The sequence below is a fragment of the Thalassovita sp. genome (genome assembly GCF_965218685.1).
Classification (GTDB): domain Bacteria; phylum Pseudomonadota; class Alphaproteobacteria; order Rhodobacterales; family Rhodobacteraceae; genus Thalassobius.
Genome location: NZ_OZ244657.1, coordinates 1,486,423 through 1,510,084, shown reverse-complemented (window position 1 = coordinate 1,510,084; position 23,662 = coordinate 1,486,423). Strand labels below are relative to the sequence as shown.

General features: G+C 61.6%; 21 protein-coding genes and 1 tRNA gene. 14 read left to right on the top strand and 8 right to left on the bottom strand.

Annotation, left to right across the window (positions count from 1 at the left end; translation table 11 throughout):
- Window positions 1-12: 12 nt before the first annotated feature.
- Genes ACOQOQ_RS07660 through ACOQOQ_RS07640 form a run of 5 tightly spaced genes read left to right on the top strand, consistent with a single transcriptional unit; the run spans window position 13 to window position 4,664 of the window.
- Entirely contained in the window at window positions 13-1,287 is a 1,275-nt protein-coding gene (locus ACOQOQ_RS07660; protein WP_420569546.1) for an ABC transporter substrate-binding protein, read from the top strand.
- Window positions 1,288-1,346: 59 nt separating this feature from the next.
- Entirely contained in the window at window positions 1,347-2,081 is a 735-nt protein-coding gene (locus ACOQOQ_RS07655; protein WP_420569545.1) for an ABC transporter ATP-binding protein, read from the top strand.
- Window positions 2,065-2,787 carry an ABC transporter ATP-binding protein gene (locus ACOQOQ_RS07650; protein WP_420569544.1) on the top strand — a complete coding sequence of 241 codons (723 nt, stop codon included), beginning with the start codon at window positions 2,065-2,067 and terminating at the stop codon, window positions 2,785-2,787. The genes ACOQOQ_RS07655 and ACOQOQ_RS07650 overlap by 17 nt, the downstream gene beginning before the upstream one ends.
- Entirely contained in the window at window positions 2,787-3,647 is an 861-nt protein-coding gene (locus ACOQOQ_RS07645) for a branched-chain amino acid ABC transporter permease (protein ID WP_420569543.1), read from the top strand. Before ACOQOQ_RS07650 ends, ACOQOQ_RS07645 begins: the two co-directional genes overlap by 1 nt.
- A 9-nt stretch (window positions 3,648-3,656) precedes the next feature.
- Complete coding sequence (locus ACOQOQ_RS07640) at window positions 3,657-4,664, top strand: branched-chain amino acid ABC transporter permease (protein WP_420569542.1); 1,008 nt, start codon at window positions 3,657-3,659, stop codon at window positions 4,662-4,664.
- Between the two features lie 71 nt (window positions 4,665-4,735).
- On the opposite strand, the gene ACOQOQ_RS07635 is transcribed toward ACOQOQ_RS07640, so the two are convergent.
- The 5 genes from ACOQOQ_RS07635 to ACOQOQ_RS07615 all read right to left on the bottom strand — a co-directional run bounded on the left by ACOQOQ_RS07635 (window position 4,736) and on the right by ACOQOQ_RS07615 (window position 11,052).
- The gene (locus ACOQOQ_RS07635; RefSeq protein WP_420569541.1) at window positions 4,736-6,136 is read right to left on the bottom strand and encodes a TRAP transporter large permease; all 1,401 of its coding nucleotides are present in this window, start codon (window positions 6,134-6,136) and stop codon (window positions 4,736-4,738) included.
- A complete protein-coding gene (locus ACOQOQ_RS07630) occupies window positions 6,136-6,792 on the bottom strand; it encodes a TRAP transporter small permease subunit (RefSeq protein ID WP_420569540.1) in 657 nt (218 codons plus the stop codon). Before ACOQOQ_RS07630 ends, ACOQOQ_RS07635 begins: the two co-directional genes overlap by 1 nt.
- Window positions 6,793-6,860: 68 nt before the next feature.
- Window positions 6,861-7,871 carry a TRAP transporter substrate-binding protein DctP gene (dctP, locus tag ACOQOQ_RS07625; protein ID WP_420569539.1) on the bottom strand — a complete coding sequence of 337 codons (1,011 nt, stop codon included), beginning with the start codon at window positions 7,869-7,871 and terminating at the stop codon, window positions 6,861-6,863.
- 119 nt (window positions 7,872-7,990) lie between these two features.
- Complete coding sequence (locus ACOQOQ_RS07620) at window positions 7,991-9,328, bottom strand: sigma-54-dependent transcriptional regulator (protein WP_420569538.1); 1,338 nt, start codon at window positions 9,326-9,328, stop codon at window positions 7,991-7,993.
- Window positions 9,325-11,052 carry a sensor histidine kinase gene (locus ACOQOQ_RS07615; protein WP_420569537.1) on the bottom strand — a complete coding sequence of 576 codons (1,728 nt, stop codon included), beginning with the start codon at window positions 11,050-11,052 and terminating at the stop codon, window positions 9,325-9,327. Before ACOQOQ_RS07615 ends, ACOQOQ_RS07620 begins: the two co-directional genes overlap by 4 nt.
- Window positions 11,053-11,222: 170 nt before the next feature.
- Between ACOQOQ_RS07615 and ACOQOQ_RS07610 the strand changes: the two genes are divergently transcribed.
- Together ACOQOQ_RS07610 and ACOQOQ_RS07605 are read left to right on the top strand one after the other, a co-directional pair.
- A complete protein-coding gene (locus tag ACOQOQ_RS07610) occupies window positions 11,223-12,548 on the top strand; it encodes a Rieske 2Fe-2S domain-containing protein (RefSeq protein ID WP_420569536.1) in 1,326 nt (441 codons plus the stop codon).
- Window positions 12,549-12,573: 25 nt separating this feature from the next.
- On the top strand, window positions 12,574-14,034 hold the full coding sequence (locus ACOQOQ_RS07605) for a glutamine synthetase family protein (protein ID WP_420569535.1): 1,461 nt from the start codon (window positions 12,574-12,576) through the stop codon (window positions 14,032-14,034).
- A gap of 125 nt (window positions 14,035-14,159) precedes the next feature.
- On the opposite strand, the gene ACOQOQ_RS07600 is transcribed toward ACOQOQ_RS07605, so the two are convergent.
- Together ACOQOQ_RS07600 and ACOQOQ_RS07595 are read right to left on the bottom strand one after the other, a co-directional pair.
- Window positions 14,160-14,348 (bottom strand): hypothetical protein, encoded by a 189-nt coding sequence (locus ACOQOQ_RS07600; protein ID WP_420569534.1) that lies wholly within the window; start codon window positions 14,346-14,348, stop codon window positions 14,160-14,162.
- A gap of 188 nt (window positions 14,349-14,536) precedes the next feature.
- Window positions 14,537-15,091 (bottom strand): helix-turn-helix domain-containing protein, encoded by a 555-nt coding sequence (locus ACOQOQ_RS07595; protein WP_420569533.1) that lies wholly within the window; start codon window positions 15,089-15,091, stop codon window positions 14,537-14,539.
- A gap of 190 nt (window positions 15,092-15,281) precedes the next feature.
- On the opposite strand from ACOQOQ_RS07595, the gene ACOQOQ_RS07590 reads away from it, so the two are divergent.
- Window positions 15,282-17,729, top strand: coding sequence for a GcvT family protein (locus ACOQOQ_RS07590; RefSeq protein ID WP_420569532.1), 2,448 nt, complete (start codon window positions 15,282-15,284; stop codon window positions 17,727-17,729).
- Window positions 17,730-17,808: 79 nt separating this feature from the next.
- Here ACOQOQ_RS07590 and ACOQOQ_RS07585 read toward each other — a convergent pair.
- Window positions 17,809-17,898 (bottom strand) — tRNA-Ser (locus ACOQOQ_RS07585).
- Window positions 17,899-18,176: 278 nt separating this feature from the next.
- Here ACOQOQ_RS07585 and ACOQOQ_RS07580 point away from each other — a divergent pair.
- Genes ACOQOQ_RS07580 through ACOQOQ_RS07555 form a run of 6 tightly spaced genes read left to right on the top strand, consistent with a single transcriptional unit; the run spans window position 18,177 to window position 23,622 of the window.
- Window positions 18,177-19,043, top strand: coding sequence for an SPOR domain-containing protein (locus ACOQOQ_RS07580; protein WP_420569744.1), 867 nt, complete (start codon window positions 18,177-18,179; stop codon window positions 19,041-19,043).
- Window positions 19,044-19,070: 27 nt separating this feature from the next.
- Window positions 19,071-20,240, top strand: a complete 1,170-nt coding sequence (locus ACOQOQ_RS07575) for a D-alanyl-D-alanine carboxypeptidase family protein (protein WP_420569531.1) — start codon at window positions 19,071-19,073, stop codon at window positions 20,238-20,240.
- On the top strand, window positions 20,237-20,857 hold the full coding sequence (tmk, locus tag ACOQOQ_RS07570; RefSeq protein WP_420569530.1) for a dTMP kinase: 621 nt from the start codon (window positions 20,237-20,239) through the stop codon (window positions 20,855-20,857). The genes ACOQOQ_RS07575 and tmk overlap by 4 nt, the downstream gene beginning before the upstream one ends.
- Entirely contained in the window at window positions 20,854-21,999 is a 1,146-nt protein-coding gene (locus ACOQOQ_RS07565; RefSeq protein ID WP_420569529.1) for a DNA polymerase III subunit delta', read from the top strand. Before tmk ends, ACOQOQ_RS07565 begins: the two co-directional genes overlap by 4 nt.
- Window positions 22,000-22,018: 19 nt before the next feature.
- Window positions 22,019-22,825 carry a TatD family hydrolase gene (locus ACOQOQ_RS07560; RefSeq protein WP_420569528.1) on the top strand — a complete coding sequence of 269 codons (807 nt, stop codon included), beginning with the start codon at window positions 22,019-22,021 and terminating at the stop codon, window positions 22,823-22,825.
- Window positions 22,825-23,622, top strand: coding sequence for an MBL fold metallo-hydrolase (locus ACOQOQ_RS07555; RefSeq protein ID WP_420569527.1), 798 nt, complete (start codon window positions 22,825-22,827; stop codon window positions 23,620-23,622). The genes ACOQOQ_RS07560 and ACOQOQ_RS07555 overlap by 1 nt, the downstream gene beginning before the upstream one ends.
- The last annotated feature ends 40 nt before the right edge of the window (window positions 23,623-23,662 follow it).

Genomic DNA, 23,662 nt, shown 5'->3' with positions numbered 1-23,662 from the left:
AGGAGGAACACCATGTCGAAACCCATTCTGTCCCGCCGGGGATTTATCAAGGCCACCGGGGCCACCAGCCTGCTGGCTGCCAGCGGACTGGCCAGCCCGGCCATTGCCAAAACCAAGAAACTGAAGATCGGCTTTGTAACGCCGCAAACCGGCCCGCTGGCGATTTTTGCCGAGCCGGACCAGTTCACGCTGAACCAGTTCGCCAGGAAAATCGGCGACGGGCTGATGATCAACGGCAGCAAGCATGAAGTCGAGTTCGTTGTGAAGGACAGCCAGTCCAACTCGAACCGGGCCTCCTCGGTCGCGCAGGAACTTATCCTGGGCGAAGAAGTCGACATCATCTGCGCCACCTCGACTCCCGACACCACCAACCCGGTGGCCGACCAAGCCGAGCTGAACGGCGTGCCTTGTGTCACCAATGACACCCCGTGGCAGCCGCACTTCTTTGGCCGTCAGGGCAACCCCGCTGAAGGGTTCGAATACACCTATCACTTCTTCTGGGGCCTCGAGGACATCATCGGCAGCTTCGTCAATATGTGGGACAAGGTCGATACCAACAAGGTGGTCGGCGCCCTGTGGCCAAACGATCCTGATGGCAATGGCTGGGCGCATCCCGAACTGGGCTTTCCGCCGGTAATGGCCAAACGCGGCTACGAGCTGGTTGATCCGGGTCGCTACCAGAACATGAGCGACGATTTCAGCGCGCAGATTTCGGCCTTCAAAGAGGCTGGTGTGGAAATCGTGACCGGCGTGGTCATCCCCCCGGATTTCACCACCTTCTGGACCCAGGCTGCTCAGCAAGGGTTCCACCCCAAGGTCGTGAACGCCGCCAAGGCGACCGAGTTCCCGCAGGCCGTGGGCTCGCTGGGCGATCGCGCCGATGGGCTGAGCGTCGAGGTCTGGTGGTCGCCGCATCACCCGTTCAACTCGGGCTTTACCGGTCAAACCTCGGCTGAACTGGCAGCCGCATACGAAGCGGAAACCGGCAACCCGTGGACCATGCCGCTGGGCTTCAAGCATTCGCTGTTCGAGGTGATCATCGACAGCCTGCAACGCAGCGAGGATCCCACCGATCCTGACAGCATTGCCAAGGCGATCGGCCAGACCAACTACAACTCGGTCGTGGGCAACATCAACTTCGCGAACGGCCCCGTCCCCAACATCGCCAAAACGCCTCTGGTTGGCGGCCAATGGCGCATGGATGGCGGCAAGCCGGTACTGGACATCGTGGAAAACGGGGCCCACTCCGATATCCCGCTGACCGGTGAAATGAAGGCAATCGGCTAAGGCCGACGGGTCGGGGGTGGCCTCTCAGCGCCCCCGACCCACCTAATTTGGAGGCGCCCATGGCACCCATCCTGTCTCTTTCCAATGTGAACAAAAGCTTCGGCGCCCTGAAAGTGTCCGACGACGTGAGTTTCGAGATGCCCGAAGGCCAGGCCCTTGGCATCATCGGCCCCAACGGCGCGGGCAAGTCGACCCTGTTCAACCTGATCGGTGGCACGCTGGGCGTCAGCTCGGGCACCGTGATGTTTGACGGTCAGGACGTCACCCGCATCTCGGCTTCTGAACGCTGCCGTATGGGCATTGCACGGTCGTTTCAGATCCCGCATCCGTTCGTCGGGATGAGCGTCTATGAAAACCTGCTGGTCGCCTCGTCCTTTGGCAATTCAGGCCACCACGATGCCGCCAAAGAATGCCGCGAGATCCTGCGCCGCACCGGGTTGCTGCCCAAGGCCAACAGCCCCGCTGGCAGCCTGACTCTGCTGGAGCGAAAAAGGCTGGAGCTGGCCCGCGCGCTGGCCTCGGGGCCGCGCCTGCTGTTGCTGGATGAAATCGCCGGTGGCCTGACAGAGGCCGAATGTCACGAGTTGGTCGCCACCATCAAGGACATCCGCGACAGCGGCGTGTCCATCATCTGGATCGAACACATCGTCCACGCGCTGACCGCTGTGGTGGAGCGTCTGATCGTCATCGATTTTGGCAAAATCGTCGCCGAAGGCGAACCGAACGCCGTGATGGCCGATCCGCTGGTTCAGGAAATTTACATGGGGATATCTGTCGATGAAACCGCTGCTTGAAACCAAGGGCCTGACGGCCTTTTACGGCGATTTCCAGGCTTTGTTCGGGATCGACGTCACCGTGGGTCAGGGCGAATGCGTGGCCCTGATCGGCTCGAACGGAGCGGGGAAATCTACCTTTTTGCGGGCGATTACGGGGATGATCAGCTCCAAGGGGCAGGACGTGCAATTCGACGGCACCCAGATCGCCGGGATGCCCGCCAACCACATTCACAAGATGGGCATGGCCATGGTCCCCGAAGGGCGGCGCCTGTTCCCATCCCTGTCGGTCGAGGAAAACCTGCTGATCGGCGCCGCTGGCAAACGCCCCGGCCCGTGGACGCTGGACGCGATCTATGAGCTGTTCCCCGATCTGGTGGCCAAGAGGCATAATCCCGGCACGGCCCTTTCCGGCGGGCAACAACAGATGGTCGCCATTGGCCGCGCGCTGATGTCGAACCCGCAACTGCTGCTGTGCGACGAGATTAGCCTGGGCCTGGCGCCCAAGGTCATCAAGGACATCTACAAAGCTGTTCCCAAAATCCGCCAGGGCGGCACCGCCATTCTGGTCGTCGAACAGGACGTGGGCCAGGCCATGGCCGTGGCCGACCGGGTCTATTGCTTCATGGAGGGCCGCGTGTCCCTGACCGGCACCCCCGACAGCCTGACCCGTGCACAAATCGCTGCCGCCTATTTTGGAACCAACGAAGACGAGGAGGCCGCCTGATGGTCTGGATCAATGCAATCTTGCAGGGCGTCCTGCTGGGCGGGCTTTATGCGCTGTTCGCAGCGGGGCTGAGCCTGATGTTCGGCGTTATGCGCTTTATCAACATCGCGCATGGCGATTTCATCGTGACAGCAGCTTATATGATGGTCGCGCTGGTGGCAGGGTTGGCTTTGCATCCGGTGGTGGCCATCGTTCTGGTGCTGCTTGCTTTGATGACGGCGGGCTATCTGAACCAGCGCATCTTGCTGAACCGCGTGCTGGGCAAGGACATCCTGCCGCCCATTCTGGTGACATTCGGCATGTCCATCATCATCCAGAACGCCTTGCTCGAGATTTTCTCGGCCGACAGCCAACGTCTGGGTGCCGGCTGGCTGGAAACCGGCAGCATCAAGCTGTCTGATACCATTGCCATCGGCTGGCTTCCCCTGCTGATGTTCGGCGCCGCTGTTGCGGTGATCGGAGGGCTGCAGCTGGTGTTCTATAAATCTCCGTTGGGCCGGATGCTGCGCGCTACCTCGGATGATCCGGAAATCGTGCCGCTGATGGGGGGCAACAATGCCCATATTTTCGCGATTGCCACGGCTCTGGCCAGCCTTGTGGTTGGCGTCGCAGGGATTTTTCTGGCGGTGAAGACGAACTTTGATCCGTCAGCGGGGCCGGCGCGTTTGCTGTTCGCGTTCGAGGCCGTGATCATCGGCGGGCTGGGCAGCCTGTGGGGCACCCTGATCGGTGGCATTGTGCTGGGTGTCGCCCAAACCGTCGGCGCTCAGATCGACGCAGGGTACCAGATTCTTGCCGGACACCTGGTGTTCCTTGCCCTTCTGGTCGTGCGCCCGCGTGGCCTGTTCCCCAAAGCGTGAGGTTGGACAATGACGACGATTGATATGCAAAAGACCCGAACGTTGAACTTATCCGTCGCCCTGCGCCTGATGCTTCTGGGAGGTGTGGTGGTGCTGGCCTTTGCCCCGTGGTGGGCCGGACGCGCTGACCTGCGTCTGCTGATGGAGGTGTTCAGCTTCCTTGCGCTGGCTCAGATGTGGAACCTGCTGGCGGGCTATACCGGGCTGATTTCGGTTGGCCAGCAAGCCTTTGTTGGGCTGGGCGGATACCTGTTCTTCGCCTTGGCGATGTTCGCGGGCCTGCCGGTGCTGCTGGCCATTCCGCTGGCTGCCGTGGCCACGGCTGTGGTGGCGGTGCCGACGGGCTGGATCGCCTTCCGCCTGCAGGGGCCGTATTTCGCAATCGGAACCTGGGTCATCGCCGAGGTGTTCCGGCTGATCTCGGCCCAGGTCGGGGCGCTTGGTGGCGGCTCGGGCATATCCCTGCCCGTGGCCATCGCCAAATCCCTGGCCGACAGCCGAGCGGGGCGCGAGATGGTGATGTATTACATCGCTTTTACCATCGGCGTCGTCGCCGTGCTGTTGGTCTGGGGCCTGCTGCGATCCAAATGGGGACTGGCGCTGACGGCAATCCGCGACAGCGAACCCGCAGCCGAGGCCATGGGCGTCGCCACGCGGCGCGTCAAGTTCGGCATCTACGTGCTGGCGGCCTTCTATACCTCGATCACCGGCGCTTTCATCTTCCTGCAAAAACTGCGGATCACACCCGACGCGGCCTTCAGCCTGAACGAATGGACGGCTTTCGTGATCTTTATCGTGGTGATCGGCGGGATCGGCTCTATCGAGGGGCCGGTGATCGGTGTGGTGATCTTCTTCCTGCTGCGCGAAATCGCGGCGGATTGGGGCACCTGGTACCTGATCATGATGGGCGGCATCGCCATCGCTGTGATGCTGGTCGACAAACGCGGCGTCTGGGGCGCGATTCAGGCGCGGATGAACCTGTCGATCTTTCCGGTAAGCAAAAAGCTGGATATCTGACGTCTATTTTGCCGGAAATGCGGCCCTGACCATAAAACATGGTCAGGGCCTTTTTGTATTCGCCAATTTGTTTACGCCATCCCCGGCAACCACAGGACGATAGCTGGGAATGCGACGAGGAGTGCTATTGTGATGGCGTCTGCGATGAAGAAGGGGGTGACGCCTTTGAAGACGTCCTGCACGCTCAGGTCGTCGCGCACGCCGGCGACGACAAAGCAGTTCAGCCCGATGGGCGGCGTGATCAGGCAGAACTCGGCCATTTTCACCACCAGGATGCCGAACCAGATTGCGCACATCGGCCCGGACATGCCAAAGCTGCTGTCGGCGGCGCTGACGAACTCGCCCCCGTTCAGGGCCATGACCGCCGGGTAGACCACCGGCAGGGTCAGCAGCAGCATCCCGATCGCATCCATGAACATGCCCAGCACCGCATAGGCCAGCAGGATGCACACAAGGATCAGCATCGGCGACATGGTGAGCGAGGTGATCCAGTCCGCGAAGGCCCCCGGCAGGTCGGCAAAGCCAAGGAAGCGCACGTAAATCAGCACGCCCCAGATGATGGTAAAGATCATCACGCTCAGCTTGGCGGTCTCCAAAAGGGCGTCCTTCAGCTGCGGCCAGCGCATGCCCTGATACAGCGCCATCACGAAGACGACAAAGGCGCCGATCGCCCCGCCCTCGGTCGGGGTGCCCCAGGCGTCGCCGCCGAAGGGGTTGTAAACAAAGAAGATAATCGTCACCACGACAAAGACGATAGGCAGCGCGGGCGGCAAGGACACGAAGCGCTCTTTCCAGGTAAAGCCGCGCACGGGCGGGCCGAACCCCTTGATCGTGACGGCCATGCCGATGATCAGCAGCCCATAGATCAGCGCCGAGAACGCCCCGGGAATAAAGCCCGCCAGCAGCAGCTTGCCCACGTCCTGCTCCACGATGATCGCATAGATCACCAGGATGGCCGAGGGCGGAATAAGGCTGGCCAGCGTGCCCCCCGCGGCCACGACGCCTGCGGCAAAGCGCTTGTCATAGCCGATTTTCAGCATTTCGGGGATGGCGATACGGGCAAAGACAGCCGAGGTCGCGACCGAGGCACCCGAAACGGCGGCAAACCCCGCCGTGGCGAACACGGTCGACACCGCCAGCCCCCCCGGCACCCAGGCCAGCCAGCGCTTGGCGGCCTCGAACAGGGCCTTGGTCAGCCCCGCGTAATAGGCCAGGTATCCGATCAGGATAAAGGTGGGAATAAGGCTCAGCGCCTGGCTCGAGATCTTCGAATGCGGCACCTGCCCCGCGGTCTTGACAGCAATGCCCAAAGCCTTGCCGAACCGGCTGGGATCATAGCCAAACTTGGCCCAGAATATCCAAACCAGCCCAACCATCCCCGCAATGCCAGCCGCAAACGCAACACGCATCCCAAGAACAACCAGCAAAAGCAAACCACCAGAGACAACAAGACCTATTTCAATCGGTTCCATCAGCGGCGCTCCTTGAGGTCATCGACAGGATCAGCGTCGCTTAGCAGGCTTGCCTCTTCGGCGGCCTGTGCGGCAGCGGACAGGACCAGCGGCACGGCAACGGGCTCGACCAGGCCCAGCACAAAAGCGCGCCCATACCCCCAAAGCTGCAGAACCAGGCGAAGGCACAGAACGCTGAAAGCAACGGGCGCCAATAATTTCGCGGGCCACAAGGGCAGCGAGATGTCCATGGAACTGTCACGGCTCCACATCGGCGAGGCGAAATCGAAGCTACGGTCGAAATGCGCCCAACTGCCCCAGACCAACAACACCATCAACACAAGGATCAGGCTGGTGGTCAGCATCTCGGCGGCATAAAGCGGGCGCCCTTTCAACGCACCCACCAGCATGTCCATGCGAATGTGTCCCCCGTCCCGCTGGGTGTAGGCGATGCCCATGAAGGCAATCAGCGGCATGGCTTGCTCGATCCAGTCAACGTATCCGGGCAGCGGCTGGTTGATCAGGTTACGGCCGCCCACGGAAAACACCGCAAGCAACATCAGGGAAAAGACAGCAAGGCCGCTTAGCAACGCCAGAACGCCTTCGAGCCGGTATAGCCCCCTGTCGATCTGGCTGAGGCGGCTGTCGTCTGTCAGCACGAGGGATGATCCCGCCATGACGACTCTCCGTTAAATTATGGGGAAAAGAAGGACCCGCGCCAATAAGCTGGCGCGGGTCGAAGGGCTTACTTGGCCGCAGCAATCATGCCGGTGACAAGGTCATACAGATCTTGCGCGGGCAGACCGCGGGCGCTGTTCTGCTCGATCCAGGCCTGGGCGGCGGGGGCGGCTGCAGCAGCTTCGAATGCGGCCAGTTCAGCATCCGAGAAGGTCACGCGCTTGATCCCTCGTTCGTCCAGGGCGGGGCCCCAGGCGCTCATGGTCTTGTTGTTGTAGTTGTCCACGTAATGGCTCAGCGCCTCGGGGATCGAGCTTAGCAGAGCCTCGCGGTGATCGGCGGGCAGATCCTCCAACGCTTCGGTGTTCACGACAACCGGACAGTTCACGGTGCCGGGGTTCAGGTTGGTGGTCCACCATGTGCCATTTTCGATAGTGCCGAAGGACATATGCGCGTGGGGTGCAAAGCTGACGGCCTTGATCACACCGCTATCCATCGCTTGACGCACCTCGGATGCGGACATCGAGGTGGGCACGGCGCCGATGGTTTTCATCGCGGCGCCAATGCCGCCGGTGGCACGGACGGTCAGACCTACAAAATCTTCCAGCGTCGCCGGCGCGTCTCCCATGCCCACGATATTGTACTGCGGCAGCGGCGAGGGCATCAGCAGCGTGGCGTTCCAGCGTTCCAGGTCCTTAACGGTGGCAGGGTGCTGATAGACGGCCATCGACAGCTCGATCTCTTGCTCCAGACTGGCGACACCCAGGAAGGGCAGTTCCAGAACGGTGATCGAGGGGTTCTTGTCGCGGTGATAACCCGCGCAGAACTGAGCCATTTCGAACGCGCCGATGGAAATACCGTCCAAGTTTTCCTTGTTCTTGGACAGGCCGCCATAGCTGATGTTCATGGTGAACTCGCCATTGGTCTTTGCGCTGACCAGCTCGGCCAGTTTTTCCACATGTTCGGTAAAGGCGCGGCGTTTGCCCCACAGGGACACGCTCCATTCGGTTGCCATGGCCTCGGTGGCGAAAGCGACGGAAACGGCAGCGATGGCCGCGCGGGAAATATATTTGCGCATTATGGTTCCTCCCAGAAGCACGCGTGTTGTGACTGGGCCAAGTATCCGTCAGCGCAAAGCAGGGGACTATGAAGGAAAATGCGGGGATGTGCGGGGCCGTCCTGCGGATTTCCGCAGGCCTACAGCAAGGCGTCCTTGTCCAGCCCCAGTTTGACGATCTTTTCGTTCAGGGTGCGCCGCCCGATGCCCAACGCCTCGGCGGCCGCATCCATCTTTCCCTCGTGGACTTTGATGGCCTTGCCGATCAGCTCGCGTTCAAAGGCCGCGACGGCCTCGCGCAGGGTATCGGGGACATCGTCCAGCGTCTGATCCGTGCGGATCGCCTGTGCCATTGATCCGGCCCCTCGCCGCGCGGCCAGCACCCGCCGCTCGCAGACACTGCGCAGCTCACGCACGTTTCCGGGCCAGTCATGGGCCATCAGCGCGGCCAGGTCATCCTGTGTGATCTGAGGCACACTTGTTTCGTAGATGCGCGCGTAAATTTCCAGGAAATGCGCGGATAGCAGAGTCAGGTCATCGCGCCGCTGCCGCAACGAAGGCAGGCCCAGAACCATCGTGTTGATCCGAAACAACAGGTCCTGACGCAAGCGCTTGTCCTGCACCGCCTTGTCCACATCCTCGTTCGTGGCCGAGATGATGCGCAGGCTGACCGGCACCGAGGTCTGCCCACCAACGGGCAGGATTTGCTGATCCTCGATCACCCGCAGCAGCTTGGCCTGTACCGCCAGCGGACACGAGCAGACCTCGTCCAGAAACAGCGTCCCCCCTGAGGCTGCGCGCAGCCGCCCGTCGGTTTGCCCCGCGATACCGAACATCTCGGGCTCGAACGTGTCAGGGGACAGGGCCGCGCAGTTAAGCGCAAGGAAAGGCGCGTCAGGGTTGGGGCCCAAATCGTGCAGGGCCCGGGCGACCAGCTCTTTGCCAGTGCCGGTCTCTCCCTCGATCAACACGGGCGCACCGGCGTCGGCCAGATCCATGACTTCGGCCCGCAACTGCACCACCTGAGGCGTGCGCCCTAGCAGCACACGATCCAGGCCAGACAGGCGGAAAAGCCGCTCTTTCAGGCGCGAGTTGCTTTGCCGCATCCGGTGCTGCTGTGCTGCATGGGTCAGAATGGTCAGCAGGCGGCGCGGCTCGTATGGTTTTTCAAGAAAGCTGTAGGCGCCGTCCTGTATTGCCTTAACGGCCATCGGAATGTCCCCGTGCGCCGAGATAAGTACCAGCGGCGGGGCGGTGTTTTTGTCCAGTGCTTCAAGCAGCTCCAGCCCGTTCATTCCCGGCATCCGCACGTCCGACAAGATCACGTCAGGCTGGGTCTGGGCCAGACGCTCCAGCCCCGTTGCCGCGCGCGACACCGCGTTCACCTGCCAGCCTGCGGCGATCAGCAACTCCTCCAGCGACTGCCGCATGGATTTGTCGTCATCGATCACAAGGATACTGTGAGTCTGGATATTCATGCCGTGTTTTCATCCGTTGTCAGGGTTGGCAAGACGACGCGAAACACCGCCCCGCCCGTGTCCGAATTCCGCGCTGTCATTGTTCCGTGGTGATCCTTCACGATACTGGCCGAGATCGCCAGCCCCAGCCCCATACCCTGGCCGCTGGCGCGGGTGGTCACGAAGGGTTCCTGCAGATCGGCCAGCGCGGCCTTACCCAGACCGTGTCCGTTATCCTCGATCTCGAACCATGCCTCGGTGGGTGAGCCGCCAAGCCGGATCTGGACGCGCGGGGGGCTGCTGTCATCGCTGGCGTCGATGGCGTTGCGCAAAAGGTTGGTCATCACCTGCTCGATCCGCAATCGGCTGCCCCGCACCAATACGGGCGTGTCCGGGGCCTTGGTCTGCACCTGCGTCCCCGAGGCGGCAAGGTTCGGCTCCAGCAGCGCCAGAGAGGTCTGCAAAGCGTCGTGCAAATTCACCTCGGAAAAGGGTTCGGCGTCCGAGGTGGCGAAGAATTTCAACTGCCGGGTGATGCCCTCCATCCGTTCAACCAGATCGCCGATCTTGCGGACCAGAGGCGCGGGTCCGGTTCCACCGATCTCGGTGGCGACAAGGTGGTTTCGCATCGCCGCAATGGGCTGGCCCAATTCATGCGTCACCGAGGCCGCAAGCTGTCCCAGCGCAGCCAGACGGCTGGCGCGTTCCAGCTCGTCCTGGGTGCGTTTGAGTCGGCGTTCCGCTGTCCGCCGGTCCTCGATCTCGATGGCCAGCTGCGCGTTGGCTTTGCGCAGGGCGGCCTCTTCGCGTTCGGACCGGGCCAGGGCTGCCCCCACCCGACGGGCGCGGCGAACCTGGTAAAGGATCAGCGCCGTTGCGGCTGCGAAAACCACCACCGCTGTAACCAACCAAGCCCGCGCCAGCGCCTGCGCATCCGAGGCGAAATAGTGCAACCCCCACCCGTGCGGTGGCACCTCGGCCGTCAGGTGGATACGGGTTTCGCCGCCGATCCGGGCGCGCTGATCAGGCAGGGTTTCCCATTCTAACGGCGCCAATGGCTGGGCGGGAAATTGGCGGGCCTGCTCGATACGAGAGCGCTGCTGCTGCGTCAGAGGCGCCAGCACACGATAGCGCCACGCCGGATCCGAGGTCAGCAGCACCACACCGTCCTCGTTGGCAAGCAGCACATGCTCGCCCGAGTTCTGCCAGCTTTGCTCGAGCAGTGGGAACCCGATCTTGATGGCGATGACACCCACCACGATACCCTGCCCATCGCGCACCCCGTCCGCTATGAAATAGCCCGACAGGCCCGTCGTGGCCCCGATCGCATAGAACCTGCCTTGCTGACCTGCCAGGGCCTGCTGAAAATAGGGGCGGAACGCATAGTTCTGACCAACAAAGCTGTTTTCCAGGCGATAGTTCGAAGCCGCAATCGTCTTGCCATCGGCCCCGATCAGATAGATCGACTCGATCCCGGCCTTCAGCGCGAAATCCTCCAGCTTGGCACTTACCGGAATTACCGCGCCCCCCTGCACGGCTTCGATCACCGCCGCGTCGCGAGCCAGAACGTGGGTCAGATGAGCAAACCGTTCCAGCTCGGTCACGACAGAACCTTGGTAAACCGCAAGGCGCCCCTGGGCTTTCAACGTTTCCTCGGACTGGAAATACCCGTGCGAGACCCGGAAAACTCCGACCGCGACGACGAGCGTCGCAAGAACCGACAAGAGAACCGAAAGTTGGCGCATACCCGTCGATAGGCCGGAACCCGGCGCCAAGGCAAGCCATTCATCCCTTGCGCAACGCCGCGTAGGCGGGCAGTCCGCCCTGCCGCTGCGTTATGTCCTGCCGCAACGCTTGTCGCTGCGGACATCTGCCTGCTACGCTGCCCCTGAGGGATAAAAGGGAGGGACCAGCCATGATAAGCCAAAGCCTGAATGATAGTCTAACGCGGGTCGGCCCCGGCTCGGATGCAGGCGAGGTGCTGCGCCGCTATTGGCAACCTGCCGCATTGGCCGAAGAACTGAACGTAAAACGCCCCGTGGTGCCGGTTCACCTGATGGGTGAAAAACTGGTGCTGTTCCGCGACGAACAAGGCCAGTTGGGCCTGATCCAGCGTCATTGCCCGCACCGCGGCGCGGACATGTGCTTTGGCCGTCTTGAAGACAACGGGCTGCGCTGCCCTTTCCATGGCTGGCACTTTGATCGCACCGGACAATGCGTGGAACAGCCGGCCGAGCCCGAAGGCTCTCGCATGCATGAAAACATCAAGGCGCGGTCCTACCCGGTGGTGGAACGCGCAGGCATCATCTGGGCCTATATGGGTCCGGGCGAGGCGCCTGACTTCCCCGATTTCGACTGTTTTCGCGCCCCCGACACCCATGTCTTTGCCTTCAAGGGCCTGTGGGAATGCAATTGGCTGCAGGCGATGGAGGTAGGGATCGACCCTGCCCATGCCTCGTTTCTGCACCGGTTTTTGCAGGATGAAGACCCCGCCGACAGCTATGGCAAGCAGTTCCGCGATAAGGCCGCCAACACCGAGATTCCTATGACGAAGTTGCTGCGCGACTATCCCCGCCCGGACATCAGCGCGGACGTCACCGACTATGGCCTGAAGATCACCGCCCTGCGCCATCTTGAGGACGGGCGTGTGCATGTACGCATCACCAACCAGATCTTCCCCGAGGCGATCTGCATCCCCATGTCCCGCCAGATGACGATCACGCAATGGCACGTGCCGGTGGATGACGAAAATTGCTATTGGTACTCGATCTTCACCAGCTTTGACGCGCCGGTGGACAAGGACCTGATGCGCGCCCAGCGCCTGAAGGAACACCGCCTGCCGGATTATGCCCCGCTTAAGGGGCGCCACAACAACTATGGCTACGACCCCGAGGAGCAGGCAAGCGAGACCTATACCGGCATGGGGCTGGACATCAACGTCCACGACCAATGGGCCGTCGAAAGCATGGGCCGCATTCAGGACCGCACACAAGAGCATCTGGGCAAATCCGACATCGCCATTGTCCAGTACCGCAGAATGCTGCGTGCCGCGATTTCGGCCCTGCAAGAGGGGCGCGAGGATGCGCTGCCGATGCAGGCTGTCGATCCGTCACAGGTGCACGGCCCCATCTCGGTTGATGCGATCGCGGGCGACGGGGACGTGGATGCGGCCTATCGCACAGAGGACGGCGCGCGCCGATCTAACTGTCCGTGGGATGCTTCTGTGGATGCCTCGGTTTGATCAGCGCACGAAAAAGGACGCCGTCATGAGCCAAGCGATTGCCCAAAGCCTAAGCGCAGGACGTCTGGCTCGACTTCAGCTGCTAAGCGCCGATCAGCTGAACCGCGCGGCTGAATTGATCGCTCGGGTCGAGGCCGACGGGCTGGAAACCGTTCGCGTGGTCTTTGCCGATCCGCACGGAATATTGCGGGGCAAAACCGTAGTTTCCTCGGCGCTGGGGGCGGTGTTTCGTGACGGGCTGAACGTGCCGGGTACGCTGCTGCTGAAAGACAGCTCGAACAGCACGGTATTCCCTGTATGGGAAGGCCAAGAGGCCGCTGGCGTCGCATCGCTGGGCGGGGCAGCAGACATGCTGTTGGTTCCCGACCCTGATACTTTCCGGGTGCTGCCCTGGGCGCCGCACTCGGCCTGGCTGTTCTGCGATCCATATGCCCGAGACGGCGCGCCCCTGCCCTTTGCGCCCCGTCCGGTGCTGCGCCGCGCGCTGTCTGATCTGTCCGCCATGGGTATGGGGCTTACCGTCGGGTTGGAGGTCGAATTTCATGTCTTCGAGATGACCGATCCTGCGCTGGAACACAAAGATGCCGGCATGCCCGGCCGCCCCCCGAAAACCCGACTGCTGGATCAGGGATACCAGTTCCTGTCCGAGACCAGCTATGACCGGATGGAGCCGGTGATGGACATGCTGCGCCGCAATGCGCAGGCGCTGGGTCTGTCCGTCCGCACGACCGAGGTCGAGATGGGGCCCAGCCAGTTCGAATTCACCTTTGATCCCGCTGACGCCCTGACCCACGCCGACAACATGATGCGCTTTCGCGCGATGGTGAAAGAGACCTGCGCCCGCGAGGGGCTGCACGCCACGTTCATGTCGCGCCCCAAGGTGGATAACACCGCCGCCAGCGGCTGGCATCTGCACCAGTCTCTGACGGACGCCCAAGGCACCAACCTGTTTACCCCCATGACCGAGGGGCAACTGACCCCGCAAGCCTCGGGGTGGATCGCGGGGCTATTGGAACATGCGCCAGCTTGCTGCCTGCTAACGACGCCTACGGTGAATGGGTACAAGCGTTATCAACCCTTCCAGCTGGCGCCTGACCGGATTGAATGGGGCACCGATAACAGGGGCGCGATGATCCGTGCCCTACTGTCCCCCGGCGATCCGGCCAGCCGCATCGAAAACCGCGTGGCCGAACCCGCCGCAAACCCCTATTTCTGTCTGGCCGCGCAGGTTGTGGCGGGTCTGGACGGGCTGAACGCCGGGCGTCATCCCCCCGCCCCGGTCGAAACGCCTTATGACAGCGATGGCCGCGCCCTGCCTTCAAGCCTGATTGACGCGATCGAGGCCTTTGAAAGCTCGACATTGTTCAGCAACGCGCTGGGGGAAGACTTCACCAGTTACCTGTCCCAGCTCAAGCGCGCCGAATGGCAACGTTACCTGAGCACCGTCAGCGAATGGGAACAGCGCGAGTATTTCGGAATTTTGTGAACAGGCGAAAGCCGCGTGAAGTCGTCACAAAAGGAAACCGCCCGGACATCACATGATGCCGGGCGGTATTCTATGCGTGGGCGCCCCGCTTATTGCCCAGCGGGGCGCCCGCGCTTTTACAGAAACTAGCGGGTCACCTGCGGTGCCTCAGGCAATAGTGCACCTACTTCACCGAAAGCTGGCCCGATGCTCGCCAATCCAATGGCGCCAATGACACCCAGGGTTGCAACGACAAGCACTCCATTCAAAAGGAAGCGTTGAACCGACTTCACCATGCGGTTTCGCTCCAGTTCTTCTGCATAGACCGAATACATCGACTTTCCTCTCTTGTTTCTAGCCTTTGCCTAGAAGCGGAATAAGGTAATAATTGGGCAGAACCGTGAGCAGAAAAGGTGCGTACTTACGCGTTGCAATTTTGCCATCAGGTTGCATTCTCCCGTCGGCAAGTCGTTTGGGACTGCTGTGTTCCCGGCTTCCAGACGGGCATCGGCGACGCGCTGGCCTAGTATATCGGTGGTGCCACGACCCAGATGACGACCGCAGGCGTGTCGCCCTCGTTTTTCCAAGCGTATTCTGCCTGGCTGAACTGAAAGCTGTCGCCGGCAGCCAATTTGACCTCGGTTTCCCCGATGATCAGGGTCAATTCACCGCTTAGCAGCACGCCACCATCTTCGGACGCGCGCGCCTTTTGCATGCCATCACTGGCAGAGCCCGCTGCAAAGACCGAACGGATCATTTCGAATGACCCGCTGAGGGTCGGAGACAGCAGCTCTTCGGTCAAACCGCTTTCCTCGGACCCGATTGCGGGACGGTCTGCTGCACGCAGGACCAGCCCCTGTTCTTCTTGGGCGCGGCTTGATGACCGGAAGAAAAAGCTAAGGGTCACTTCAAGCTGTTCTGCAATCAGGCCAAGGTCCCGCACGGATGGTGTTGTCTGGCCACGCTCAATCTGGCTAAGCCACCCGACCGAGCGCCCCACATCTGCTGCCAGCTGCGCCAAGGTCATGCCCCGCGCCTTGCGTAGCGATCGGATGTCCACACCAACATGATGGCTCATTGCGCGTCCCTTTTTGCCGTTGGCAATTTGGCGAAGCTGACTGAAAGGTGCAAGGTATGAAGACGCAAAATTGAACTTGTTAGATGTTTTTATCTTCATTATGAAATTTTTTATTGTTTTTTCATTTTTTGCGTGACTATCTGGAAATGGTTAAAGTCTACCCTACCCACCTTCAACACCGGATACCTCAATGACTGCACTTCCCGCAAAAGCCCGCGTAGTTATCATTGGCGGCGGCATTTCTGGCTGCTCGGTTGCGTATCACCTGGCCAAGCTTGGCTGGACCGACATTGTCCTGCTTGAACGCAAGCAGCTGACCTCGGGCACGACGTGGCACGCGGCCGGGCTGGTCGGTCAACTTCGCGCAAGCCAGAACATGACCCGCCTGGCCAAATACTCGGCTGATCTCTATGCCCAGCTCGAGGCCGAAACGGGCCTTGCGACGGGTTTTCGGCAATGCGGATCGATCACTGTGGCCCTGACCGAAGAGCGCCGCGAGGAATTGTTCAGGCAAGCCGCCATGGCCCGCGCCTTTGACGTGGATGTTAACGAGCTTTCCCCTGCCGAAGTGCTGGATCACTACCCCCACCTGAATATCGAAGATGTCGTGGCCGGGGTGCATCTGCCCAAGGATGGGCAAGCCGATCCGGGCAATATCGCCTTGGCGCTGGCAAAAGGAGCCCGGCAACTGGGCGCCAGGATCATCGAGCAGGTCAAGGTAACCGAGGTGACCACGGCAGATGGGCGTGTGACCGGCGTCACTTGGGACGCGAACGGTGAAAAGGGCCACATCAGCGCGGAACACGTTGTGAACTGCGGCGGCATGTGGGCCCGCGATTTCGCCGCGCAAAACGATGTGACGTTGCCGCTTCATGCCTGCGAGCATTTCTACATCGTCACTGAAAACATTCCTCAACTGGCGCAGCTTCCTGTTCTGCGCGTGCCCGACGAATGCGCTTATTACAAAGAGGACGCGGGCAAGATCCTGCTGGGTGCGTTTGAGCCCAAAGCCAAACCCTGGGGCATGAACGGCATCAGCGAAGATTTCTGCTTCGACCAACTTCCCGAAGACTTCGACCATTTCGAACCGATTTTGGAAAAGGCCGTGTCCCGGATGCCAATGTTGGCAGAATCCGGCATTCAAACCTTCTTTAACGGGCCCGAAAGCTTTACGCCTGATGACCGTTACTATCTTGGTGAAGCGCCAGGTTTGCGTGGGTATTGGGTGGCTGCCGGCTATAACTCGATTGGCATCGTGTCGTCAGGCGGCGCGGGGATGGCGCTGGCGCAATGGATGAATGATGGCGAACCTCCTTTCGATTTGTGGGACGTGGATATTCGCCGCGCTCAGCCATTCCAGAAAAACCGCCAATACCTGAAAGAGCGCGTAAGCGAGACGCTGGGCCTTTTGTACGCGGACCACTTCCCTTTCCGGCAAATGGCAACCGCGCGCGGTGTGCGCCGCTCGCCCCTTCATGAGCACTTAAAATCCCAAGGCGCCGTATTCGGAGAAACAGCCGGCTGGGAACGCGCCAACTGGTTCGCCAACGAGGGGCAAGAGCGGGAATATCGCTACAGCTGGAAGCGCCAGAACTGGTTTGAAAACCAGCGTGCCGAACATATGGCCATGCGCGAAGGCGTCGGCCTTCTTGATATGACCAGTTTCGGGAAAATCCGTGTGGAAGGGCGCGACGCGACTGCCTTTTTACAGCGGGTCTGCGCGAATGATGTGGATGTTTCCGTGGGGCGCATCGTCTATACGCAAATGCTTAACGCGCGCGGGGGGATCGAGAGCGACCTGACCGTCACGCGCCTGTCCGAAACCGTCTTTTTCCTTGTGGTACCCGGCGCTACGCTACAGCGCGATCTGGTGTGGCTGCGCAATCATCTTGGCGATCAATGGGTGACGATCACGGATGTCACCTCGGCCGAGGCCGTTCTGCCCATCATGGGCCCGCACGCGCGCGATCTGCTGAGCCTGGTTTCGCCCAACGATTTTTCCAACGAAACCCACCCATTCGGAACCGCGCGCGAGATCGAGATCGGCATGGGGCTTGCCCGGGCGCACCGGGTAACCTACGTCGGTGAACTTGGCTGGGAGCTATACGTCCCCACGGACCAAGCCGCCCATGTCTTTGAGACGATTTTACACGCAGGCAAGGACGTTGGCCTTAAACTTTGCGGTTTGCACGCCATGGACAGTTGCCGGGTCGAGAAAGCCTATCGCCACTTTGGTCATGACATCACAGACGAAGACCATGTCGTCGAAGCGGGCCTTGGGTTCGCGGTAAAGACAGGCAAAGGCGATTTCATTGGTCGGGACGCGGTGCTGCGAAAACGCGAAGTCGGCCTGTCGCGGCGCATGATACAATTCCGTCTCAATGACCCTGATCCGCTGCTTTTCCACAACGAGCCAATTCTGCGCGATGGTAAGATCGTGGGCTATCTGACCTCGGGCAACTATGGCCATGCGCTGGGCGGTGCGATCGGTCTTGGATATGTTCCCTGCCGCCCCGATGAGAGCGCCGCCGAATTGCTGTCCTCGCAGTACCGCATTGATGTTGCAGGGCAGATCGTCGAGGCCGAGGCCAGCCTATCGCCGCTGTATGATCCGAAATCCTCTCGGGTGCGGGAATAACGCCGAAGTCGGCACCACCCGCCCGGAATGGCGACAGAAATCTAAGCCAGCAATGCAGGAAAACTAAGACAAGTGCCTGTGGCGGAAGCGGTGGGATTCGAACCCACGAACGAGTTTCCCCGTTGCTGGTTTTCAAGACCAGTGCCTTCAACCACTCGGCCACGCTTCCGTTGGTGGCGCGAATGTTTGCGCGCCGACTCTTTGCACAGGTAATTGGAAGCCTGCGCAAGCTCAAGCCCAATTCCAAGCAAATCGCCAAGCGCACCCTGGTCAGGGCATCAGGCGTGAAAATCCGCCGAGCCGCGCTGCCGGACTTTCATTGGCGCGCCCATGCCGCTACACTGCGCTAAAGGCAAGGTGCCGACCATGCAGCATCAGCTCACGGACGGCTTTGAGCGCTGGGACAACGGTGGGCGAACCACGAGAGCAGGCAATAGGCAGGTGGATATGATATCAGGGGTGAAACGCTCGGGAATGCGGGTGACGCTGATGGTGGGGGCAATGGCTGCATTGACCGCTTGCCAGGACGGTAACTTTCAGTTTTTGAACAAGAAACCTGACGCCGATGGTGACGCTGGGGCCACTCGCTCGGTCAAGTTGATCGAGCGTGACGTCGAAGCACCGGACGTGTTCCAGGTGACCGAGGCCGGCCTTTGGGACGGACGCCCCTCGCTTGGTGGGGTCTGGGTCGCGCACCCAGACGTGATCGAGCCTGAACGCGTGATCATCCGCAACACCACTAATGACAAATTCGTCATCGGCGCGCTGTTCCGTCGTGAACGGGAAAATCCCGGGCCGCGTTTGCAGGTTTCATCGGATGCGGCGGCAGCCCTTGGGGTTCTGGCCGGCAAACCCGTTCAGTTGAACGTCACGGCCCTGCGACGCGAGCAGGTCGAGCAAACGCCGCCCCCTGCGCCTGAACCCGAGGCCACGGCCGAGACCAAGCCCGATCCCGAAGCCAAGCCCGATGGCATGATCGAAGAAAAACCGCTGGATCCGATCAAGTCGGCCGAAAAAGCCATTGAAAAGGCCGAGGCGAAAGCAACACCCGCCACGCCCCCCAAGCGCAGCAATGCCGGCCTTGAAAAACCCTATGTCCAGATTGGCATTTTCAGCGTCGAGTCCAACGCGAAATCGGCGGCCAAGACGATGAAAGCGGCGGGTCTGAAGGCTGAAATCAAGAAGCAGACCTCGAAGGGCAAGACCTTCTGGCGGGTCATCGTGGGCCCGGCCAAAACCGCGGCCGAGCGGACCTCGAACCTGAAAAAGATCAAGGCCAAGGGCTTTGGCGACGCCTACGCCGTCAAAGGCTGATCAGGCGCTGACAACAAGGAGCACGGAATGAAACGCGTTCTGCACAAACTGTTGGGCCTGACCTTGGCAATGGCCGTTCTGGCCAGCCCTGCCAGCGCCTTTGACACCCGCGCAAGCTCGGCTTTTGTGATAGACCAGACGACGGGTACGGTGCTGCTGAACAAGAACGCCGATGTGCCGCTGCCGCCGGCATCGATGTCCAAGCTGATGACGCTTTACATGGCGTTCGAGGCGATCCGCGATGGCCGTCTGACCCTGAACGAGCGTCTGCCCGTGTCCACTCATGCCATGAGCTACAAGGGCTCGACCATGTTCCTGGACACCACTGACCGTGTCCGGGTCGAAGATTTGCTGCGCGGTATCATCGTGCTGTCCGGCAATGACGCCTGCGCCGTGATCGCCGAGGCGCTGAGCCCCGACGGGACCGAAGCCGGCTTTGCCCGGATGATGACCCAGCGCGCGATCCAGATGGGGATGAACAATTCGACCTTCACAAACTCGAACGGCTGGCCGCAGGCCGGGCACCGCATGTCGATGCGCGATCTGGCCATTCTGGCCAATCACCTGATCACGGATTTCCCCGAATTCTATCCACTGTTTGCCGAGCGCGAGTTCGCCTTTGACGGCCGCGCCCCGCAGAACAAAACCAACCGCAACCCGCTGCTGGGGCTGGGTATCGGTGCGGACGGGCTGAAAACCGGCCACACCAGCGAGGCCGGGTATGGGCTGGTCGGCTCGGCCAAGCAAGGGAACCGGCGGGTGATCTTTGTGCTTTCGGGGCTGCAAAGCGCGGCCGCGCGCGCCGAAGAATCCGAGGCGATCGTCAACTGGTCCTTTCGCCAGTTCGTCCAGCGCCCTGTCGCCAAGGCCGGAACGGTGATTGCGCAAGCCGATATCTGGATGGGCGCCGAGCCGCGCGTTGGACTTGTACCTGCGCAGGACGTCACCGCATTGCTGCCCGCGCTGAACGCCAAACAGGTCGAGGCCGAAGTGGTCTATCAGGGTCCGATCTCGGCCCCGGTAAAGCAGGGGCAGGAAATCGCGACGCTGGTGCTGAAACCGGCTGGCATGGCCTCGGTCCAGGTGCCGTTGGTCGCTGAACGGGACGTGCCCAAGGGCGGCTTCATCTCGCGCGTGGCCACGGTGGCACAAATCCTGCTTGGCCGCCTGAATGACGGCCCCGAGGGCGCCACTTGACCGGACTATTCATCAGTTTCGAAGGCATCGACGGGTCCGGCAAATCCACGCAGGCCCGTCTTTTGGCACAGGCTCTGCAGGAGATGGGCAGTGACGTGGTGCTGACCCGTGAACCCGGCGGCAGCCCCGGCGCCGAGGAAATCCGCGCGCTGGTCCTGCAAGGCGACCCCGACCGCTGGTCCGCCGAAACCGAGCTTCTGTTGTTCACCGCCGCTCGCCGCGATCATCTGGAGCGTACCATCCGCCCGGCGCTGGAAGCTGGCAAGGTGGTGATCTGCGACCGTTTTGCTGACAGCACACGTATGTACCAGGGTCTCAGCAGGGGCGATCTGCGCCAGGCCGTGGACACGTTGCATGATCTGATGATCGGACAAGAGCCAGACATCACCGTTCTGATCGACATGGACCCCGCCGTGGGTTTGTCGCGCGCCTTGTCCCGCCAAGGCACCGAGGAACGCTTTGAATCCTTCGGTGAGGCGCTGCAGCAGAAAATGCGCGCTGGCTTTCTATCGCTGGCCGATGAATTCAGTGACCGTTTCGTGGTGATCGACGGGGATGATGCGCCCGAAAACGTCGCTGCGCGCGTTCTGTCCACCATCACGCCGCACCTGCCATGAGTGACACCCCCCAAGCCGACCGGATCGAGGGCGCGCCTCATCCCCGCGAGACGCTTCGCGTCATCGGGCAGGCCACCGCCGAGGCCGATTTTCTGCAGGCCTTCAACTCGGGGCGGCTGCACCATGGTTGGCTGATCACCGGCCCGCGTGGGGTCGGCAAGGCCTCGCTGGCGTGGCGGATCGCGCGCTTTTTGCTGGCGACCCCAATGGACGATGGCAACGACATGTTCGGCGGTCCCCCCGAGGCGCACAGCCTTGAGATCTCGCCCGAGCATCCCGTTGCCCGCCGCGTTCTGGCCATGTCTGAACCGGGGCTCTTCCTGCTGCGCCGGGGCGGGGCTGGCTCGACCGAGGCGGACCGTGAAAAGAACCTGAACGACGGAAAATTCGCCGCCGAAATCCGCGTGGACGAAGTGCGCAAGCTGGCCAACTTTTTCCACATGTCTGCCAGTGACGGCGGCCGCCGCGTGGTGATCGTGGACGCCGCTGATGAAATGAACGTGCAGGCAGCCAACGCCTTGCTGAAAATGCTGGAAGAGCCGCCCGCGAACACCACCTTGCTGTTGGTCTGCCACCAGCCGACGCGCATCCTGCCGACAATCCGCTCGCGCTGTCGCGAGCTGCGCCTGTCGCCATTGTCGCCGGAAAACATGGCCTTGGCGCTTGAGCAGGCGCAGATCAACTTGCACGACAATCCCGCCGGGCTGGCGGAACTGGCCGCAGGCTCGGTCGGAGAGGCAATCCGCCTTGTCAATCTGGGCGGGATGCAGATGTATCAGGAACTGGTCGGGCTGTATTCTACACTGCCGCAAATGGACCGCGCCCGCGCCTTGAAACTGGCCGAGGCCGCCGCCGCACGCGGGGCCGACGCGAAACTGAACCTGTTGTTATCCCTGAACGATCTTCTGTTGACCCGACTGGCTCGTGCAGGCACCCTGGGCCACCCCCCACAAACCGAGGCCGTCCCCGGCGAGGCTGCCCTGCTGACCCGCCTGGCCCCCGATCCGCACAAGGCGCGGGCATGGGCGCAGACCGCTCAGCAGATCAGTGCCCGGATGCAGCATGGCCGGGCGGTCAACCTTGACCCCACCGCGTTGATCCTAGATACGGTTTTCAAGATACAGCAAACCGCCGCGGGCTGATCCCCGCACCAGGGGCCTTATGACCGACACGATCCAAATCACCGACAGCCACTGCCATCTGGATTTTCCCGATTTCGATGACGAACGCGCCGATGTGATCGCCCGCGCTCTCGAGGCTGGCGTAACCCGTATGGTCACCATCTGCACCCGTCTGAAGAACGAACCTCAGGTCCGCGCAATCGCCGAGGCGCATGCCCCCGTGTTCTATGCCGCAGGCACCCACCCGATGAGCGCCGCTGACGAACCCTTGGCGACGGTCGAAGAACTGGTGGCACTGGCCCAGCACCCCAAATTCGTCGGCATCGGCGAAACCGGGCTGGATTACCACTATACCGCCGACAGCGCCGAGGTGCAGAAGCAATCCCTGCCCATCCATATCGAGGCCGCCCGGAAGACCGGTTTACCGCTGATCATCCACTCGCGCGATGCCGATCAGGACATGGCGGACATCTTGTCCGCCGAACACGCCAATGGCGCGTTTTCCTGCGTGATGCACTGCTATACGTCTGGCCCCGAGCTGGCGAAAACCGCGCTGGAGCTGGGTTTCTATCTGTCCATGTCCGGCATCGCCACCTTCCCCAAAAGCCAAGAGGTCCGCGATATTTTCGCCGCCGCGCCTGTGGATCGCATCCTGGTGGAAACCGACAGCCCCTATCTGGCGCCCAAACCCTTCCGTGGCAAGCGCAACGAGCCGGGCTATACCATTTACACGGCCAAGGTCGGCGCCGAGGTGTTTGGCATGGATTACGCTGATTTCGCAGCCCAGACACAGGCCAATTTCGACCGCCTGTTCTGGAAAGCCGCCCAATACGAGGCCGCCGCCTGATGACCGAGCTGCGCTTTACCATATTGGGCTGCGGCTCGTCCGGCGGGGTGCCGCGCCTGGGCGGACATTGGGGCGATTGCGACCCGAACAACCCGCGCAACATGCGCAAGCGCTGTTCGCTGCTGATCGAAAGGATCGCGGACGAAGGCACCACCACCGTTCTGATCGACACCTCACCGGACATGCGCCAGCAACTTCTGGACGCTGGTGTTGGCCATCTGGACAGCGTGGTCTGGACCCACTCGCATGCGGACCACGTGCATGGGCTGGATGATCTGCGGATGATCGTCTTCAACATGCGCAAGCGCCTGCCCGTCTGGGCCGACGGAGACACGCAAAACAACCTGTACTCGCGGTTCGGATATGCTTTTATCCAGCCCGAAGACAGCCCCTATCCGCCGATCCTGGACATGCACACGATCAACGGAGACGTCACGATCAGCGGCGCCGGCGGCGACATCACCCTGACCCCGTTCAAGGTGAACCACGGCTCGATCGACTCGCTGGGGTTTCGCATCCACGATCTGGCCTATTTGCCCGATGTCGCCCAGATCTATGACGAGGCATGGGACGTTCTGCAGGGGCTGGATTGCTGGATATTGGACACGCTGCGGCGTGCACCGCACCCCACCCATGCGCATCTGGAACAGTCGCTGGAATGGATCACGCGCGCGGCCCCGCGCCGCGCCGTGCTGACCAACCTGCATATCGATCTGGACTACCAGACGCTCAAGGACGAAACACCGGACCACATCACCCCGGCCTATGACGGGATGACGATCTCGTACCAGGTCTGACCCCGCTTGCGGAAAGACCATTTGCGCAAGGTTACCTGCT

What these genes read in the sequence shown, in the direction of transcription:
- ACOQOQ_RS07660 (WP_420569546.1), top strand. Translation starts at nt 13, where the DNA reads ATGTCGAAACCCATTCTGTCCCGCCGGGGATTTATCAAGGCCACCGGG.
- ACOQOQ_RS07655 (WP_420569545.1), top strand. Translation starts at nt 1,347, where the DNA reads ATGGCACCCATCCTGTCTCTTTCCAATGTGAACAAAAGCTTCGGCGCC.
- ACOQOQ_RS07650 (WP_420569544.1), top strand. Translation starts at nt 2,065, where the DNA reads ATGAAACCGCTGCTTGAAACCAAGGGCCTGACGGCCTTTTACGGCGAT.
- ACOQOQ_RS07645 (WP_420569543.1), top strand. Translation starts at nt 2,787, where the DNA reads ATGGTCTGGATCAATGCAATCTTGCAGGGCGTCCTGCTGGGCGGGCTT.
- ACOQOQ_RS07640 (WP_420569542.1), top strand. Translation starts at nt 3,657, where the DNA reads ATGACGACGATTGATATGCAAAAGACCCGAACGTTGAACTTATCCGTC.
- ACOQOQ_RS07635 (WP_420569541.1), bottom strand. Translation starts at nt 6,136, where the DNA reads ATGGAACCGATTGAAATAGGTCTTGTTGTCTCTGGTGGTTTGCTTTTG.
- ACOQOQ_RS07630 (WP_420569540.1), bottom strand. Translation starts at nt 6,792, where the DNA reads ATGGCGGGATCATCCCTCGTGCTGACAGACGACAGCCGCCTCAGCCAG.
- dctP (WP_420569539.1), bottom strand. Translation starts at nt 7,871, where the DNA reads ATGCGCAAATATATTTCCCGCGCGGCCATCGCTGCCGTTTCCGTCGCT.
- ACOQOQ_RS07620 (WP_420569538.1), bottom strand. Translation starts at nt 9,328, where the DNA reads ATGAATATCCAGACTCACAGTATCCTTGTGATCGATGACGACAAATCC.
- ACOQOQ_RS07615 (WP_420569537.1), bottom strand. Translation starts at nt 11,052, where the DNA reads ATGCGCCAACTTTCGGTTCTCTTGTCGGTTCTTGCGACGCTCGTCGTC.
- ACOQOQ_RS07610 (WP_420569536.1), top strand. Translation starts at nt 11,223, where the DNA reads ATGATAAGCCAAAGCCTGAATGATAGTCTAACGCGGGTCGGCCCCGGC.
- ACOQOQ_RS07605 (WP_420569535.1), top strand. Translation starts at nt 12,574, where the DNA reads ATGAGCCAAGCGATTGCCCAAAGCCTAAGCGCAGGACGTCTGGCTCGA.
- ACOQOQ_RS07600 (WP_420569534.1), bottom strand. Translation starts at nt 14,348, where the DNA reads ATGTATTCGGTCTATGCAGAAGAACTGGAGCGAAACCGCATGGTGAAG.
- ACOQOQ_RS07595 (WP_420569533.1), bottom strand. Translation starts at nt 15,091, where the DNA reads ATGAGCCATCATGTTGGTGTGGACATCCGATCGCTACGCAAGGCGCGG.
- ACOQOQ_RS07590 (WP_420569532.1), top strand. Translation starts at nt 15,282, where the DNA reads ATGACTGCACTTCCCGCAAAAGCCCGCGTAGTTATCATTGGCGGCGGC.
- ACOQOQ_RS07580 (WP_420569744.1), top strand. Translation starts at nt 18,177, where the DNA reads ATGATATCAGGGGTGAAACGCTCGGGAATGCGGGTGACGCTGATGGTG.
- ACOQOQ_RS07575 (WP_420569531.1), top strand. Translation starts at nt 19,071, where the DNA reads ATGAAACGCGTTCTGCACAAACTGTTGGGCCTGACCTTGGCAATGGCC.
- ACOQOQ_RS07565 (WP_420569529.1), top strand. Translation starts at nt 20,854, where the DNA reads ATGAGTGACACCCCCCAAGCCGACCGGATCGAGGGCGCGCCTCATCCC.
- ACOQOQ_RS07560 (WP_420569528.1), top strand. Translation starts at nt 22,019, where the DNA reads ATGACCGACACGATCCAAATCACCGACAGCCACTGCCATCTGGATTTT.
- ACOQOQ_RS07555 (WP_420569527.1), top strand. Translation starts at nt 22,825, where the DNA reads ATGACCGAGCTGCGCTTTACCATATTGGGCTGCGGCTCGTCCGGCGGG.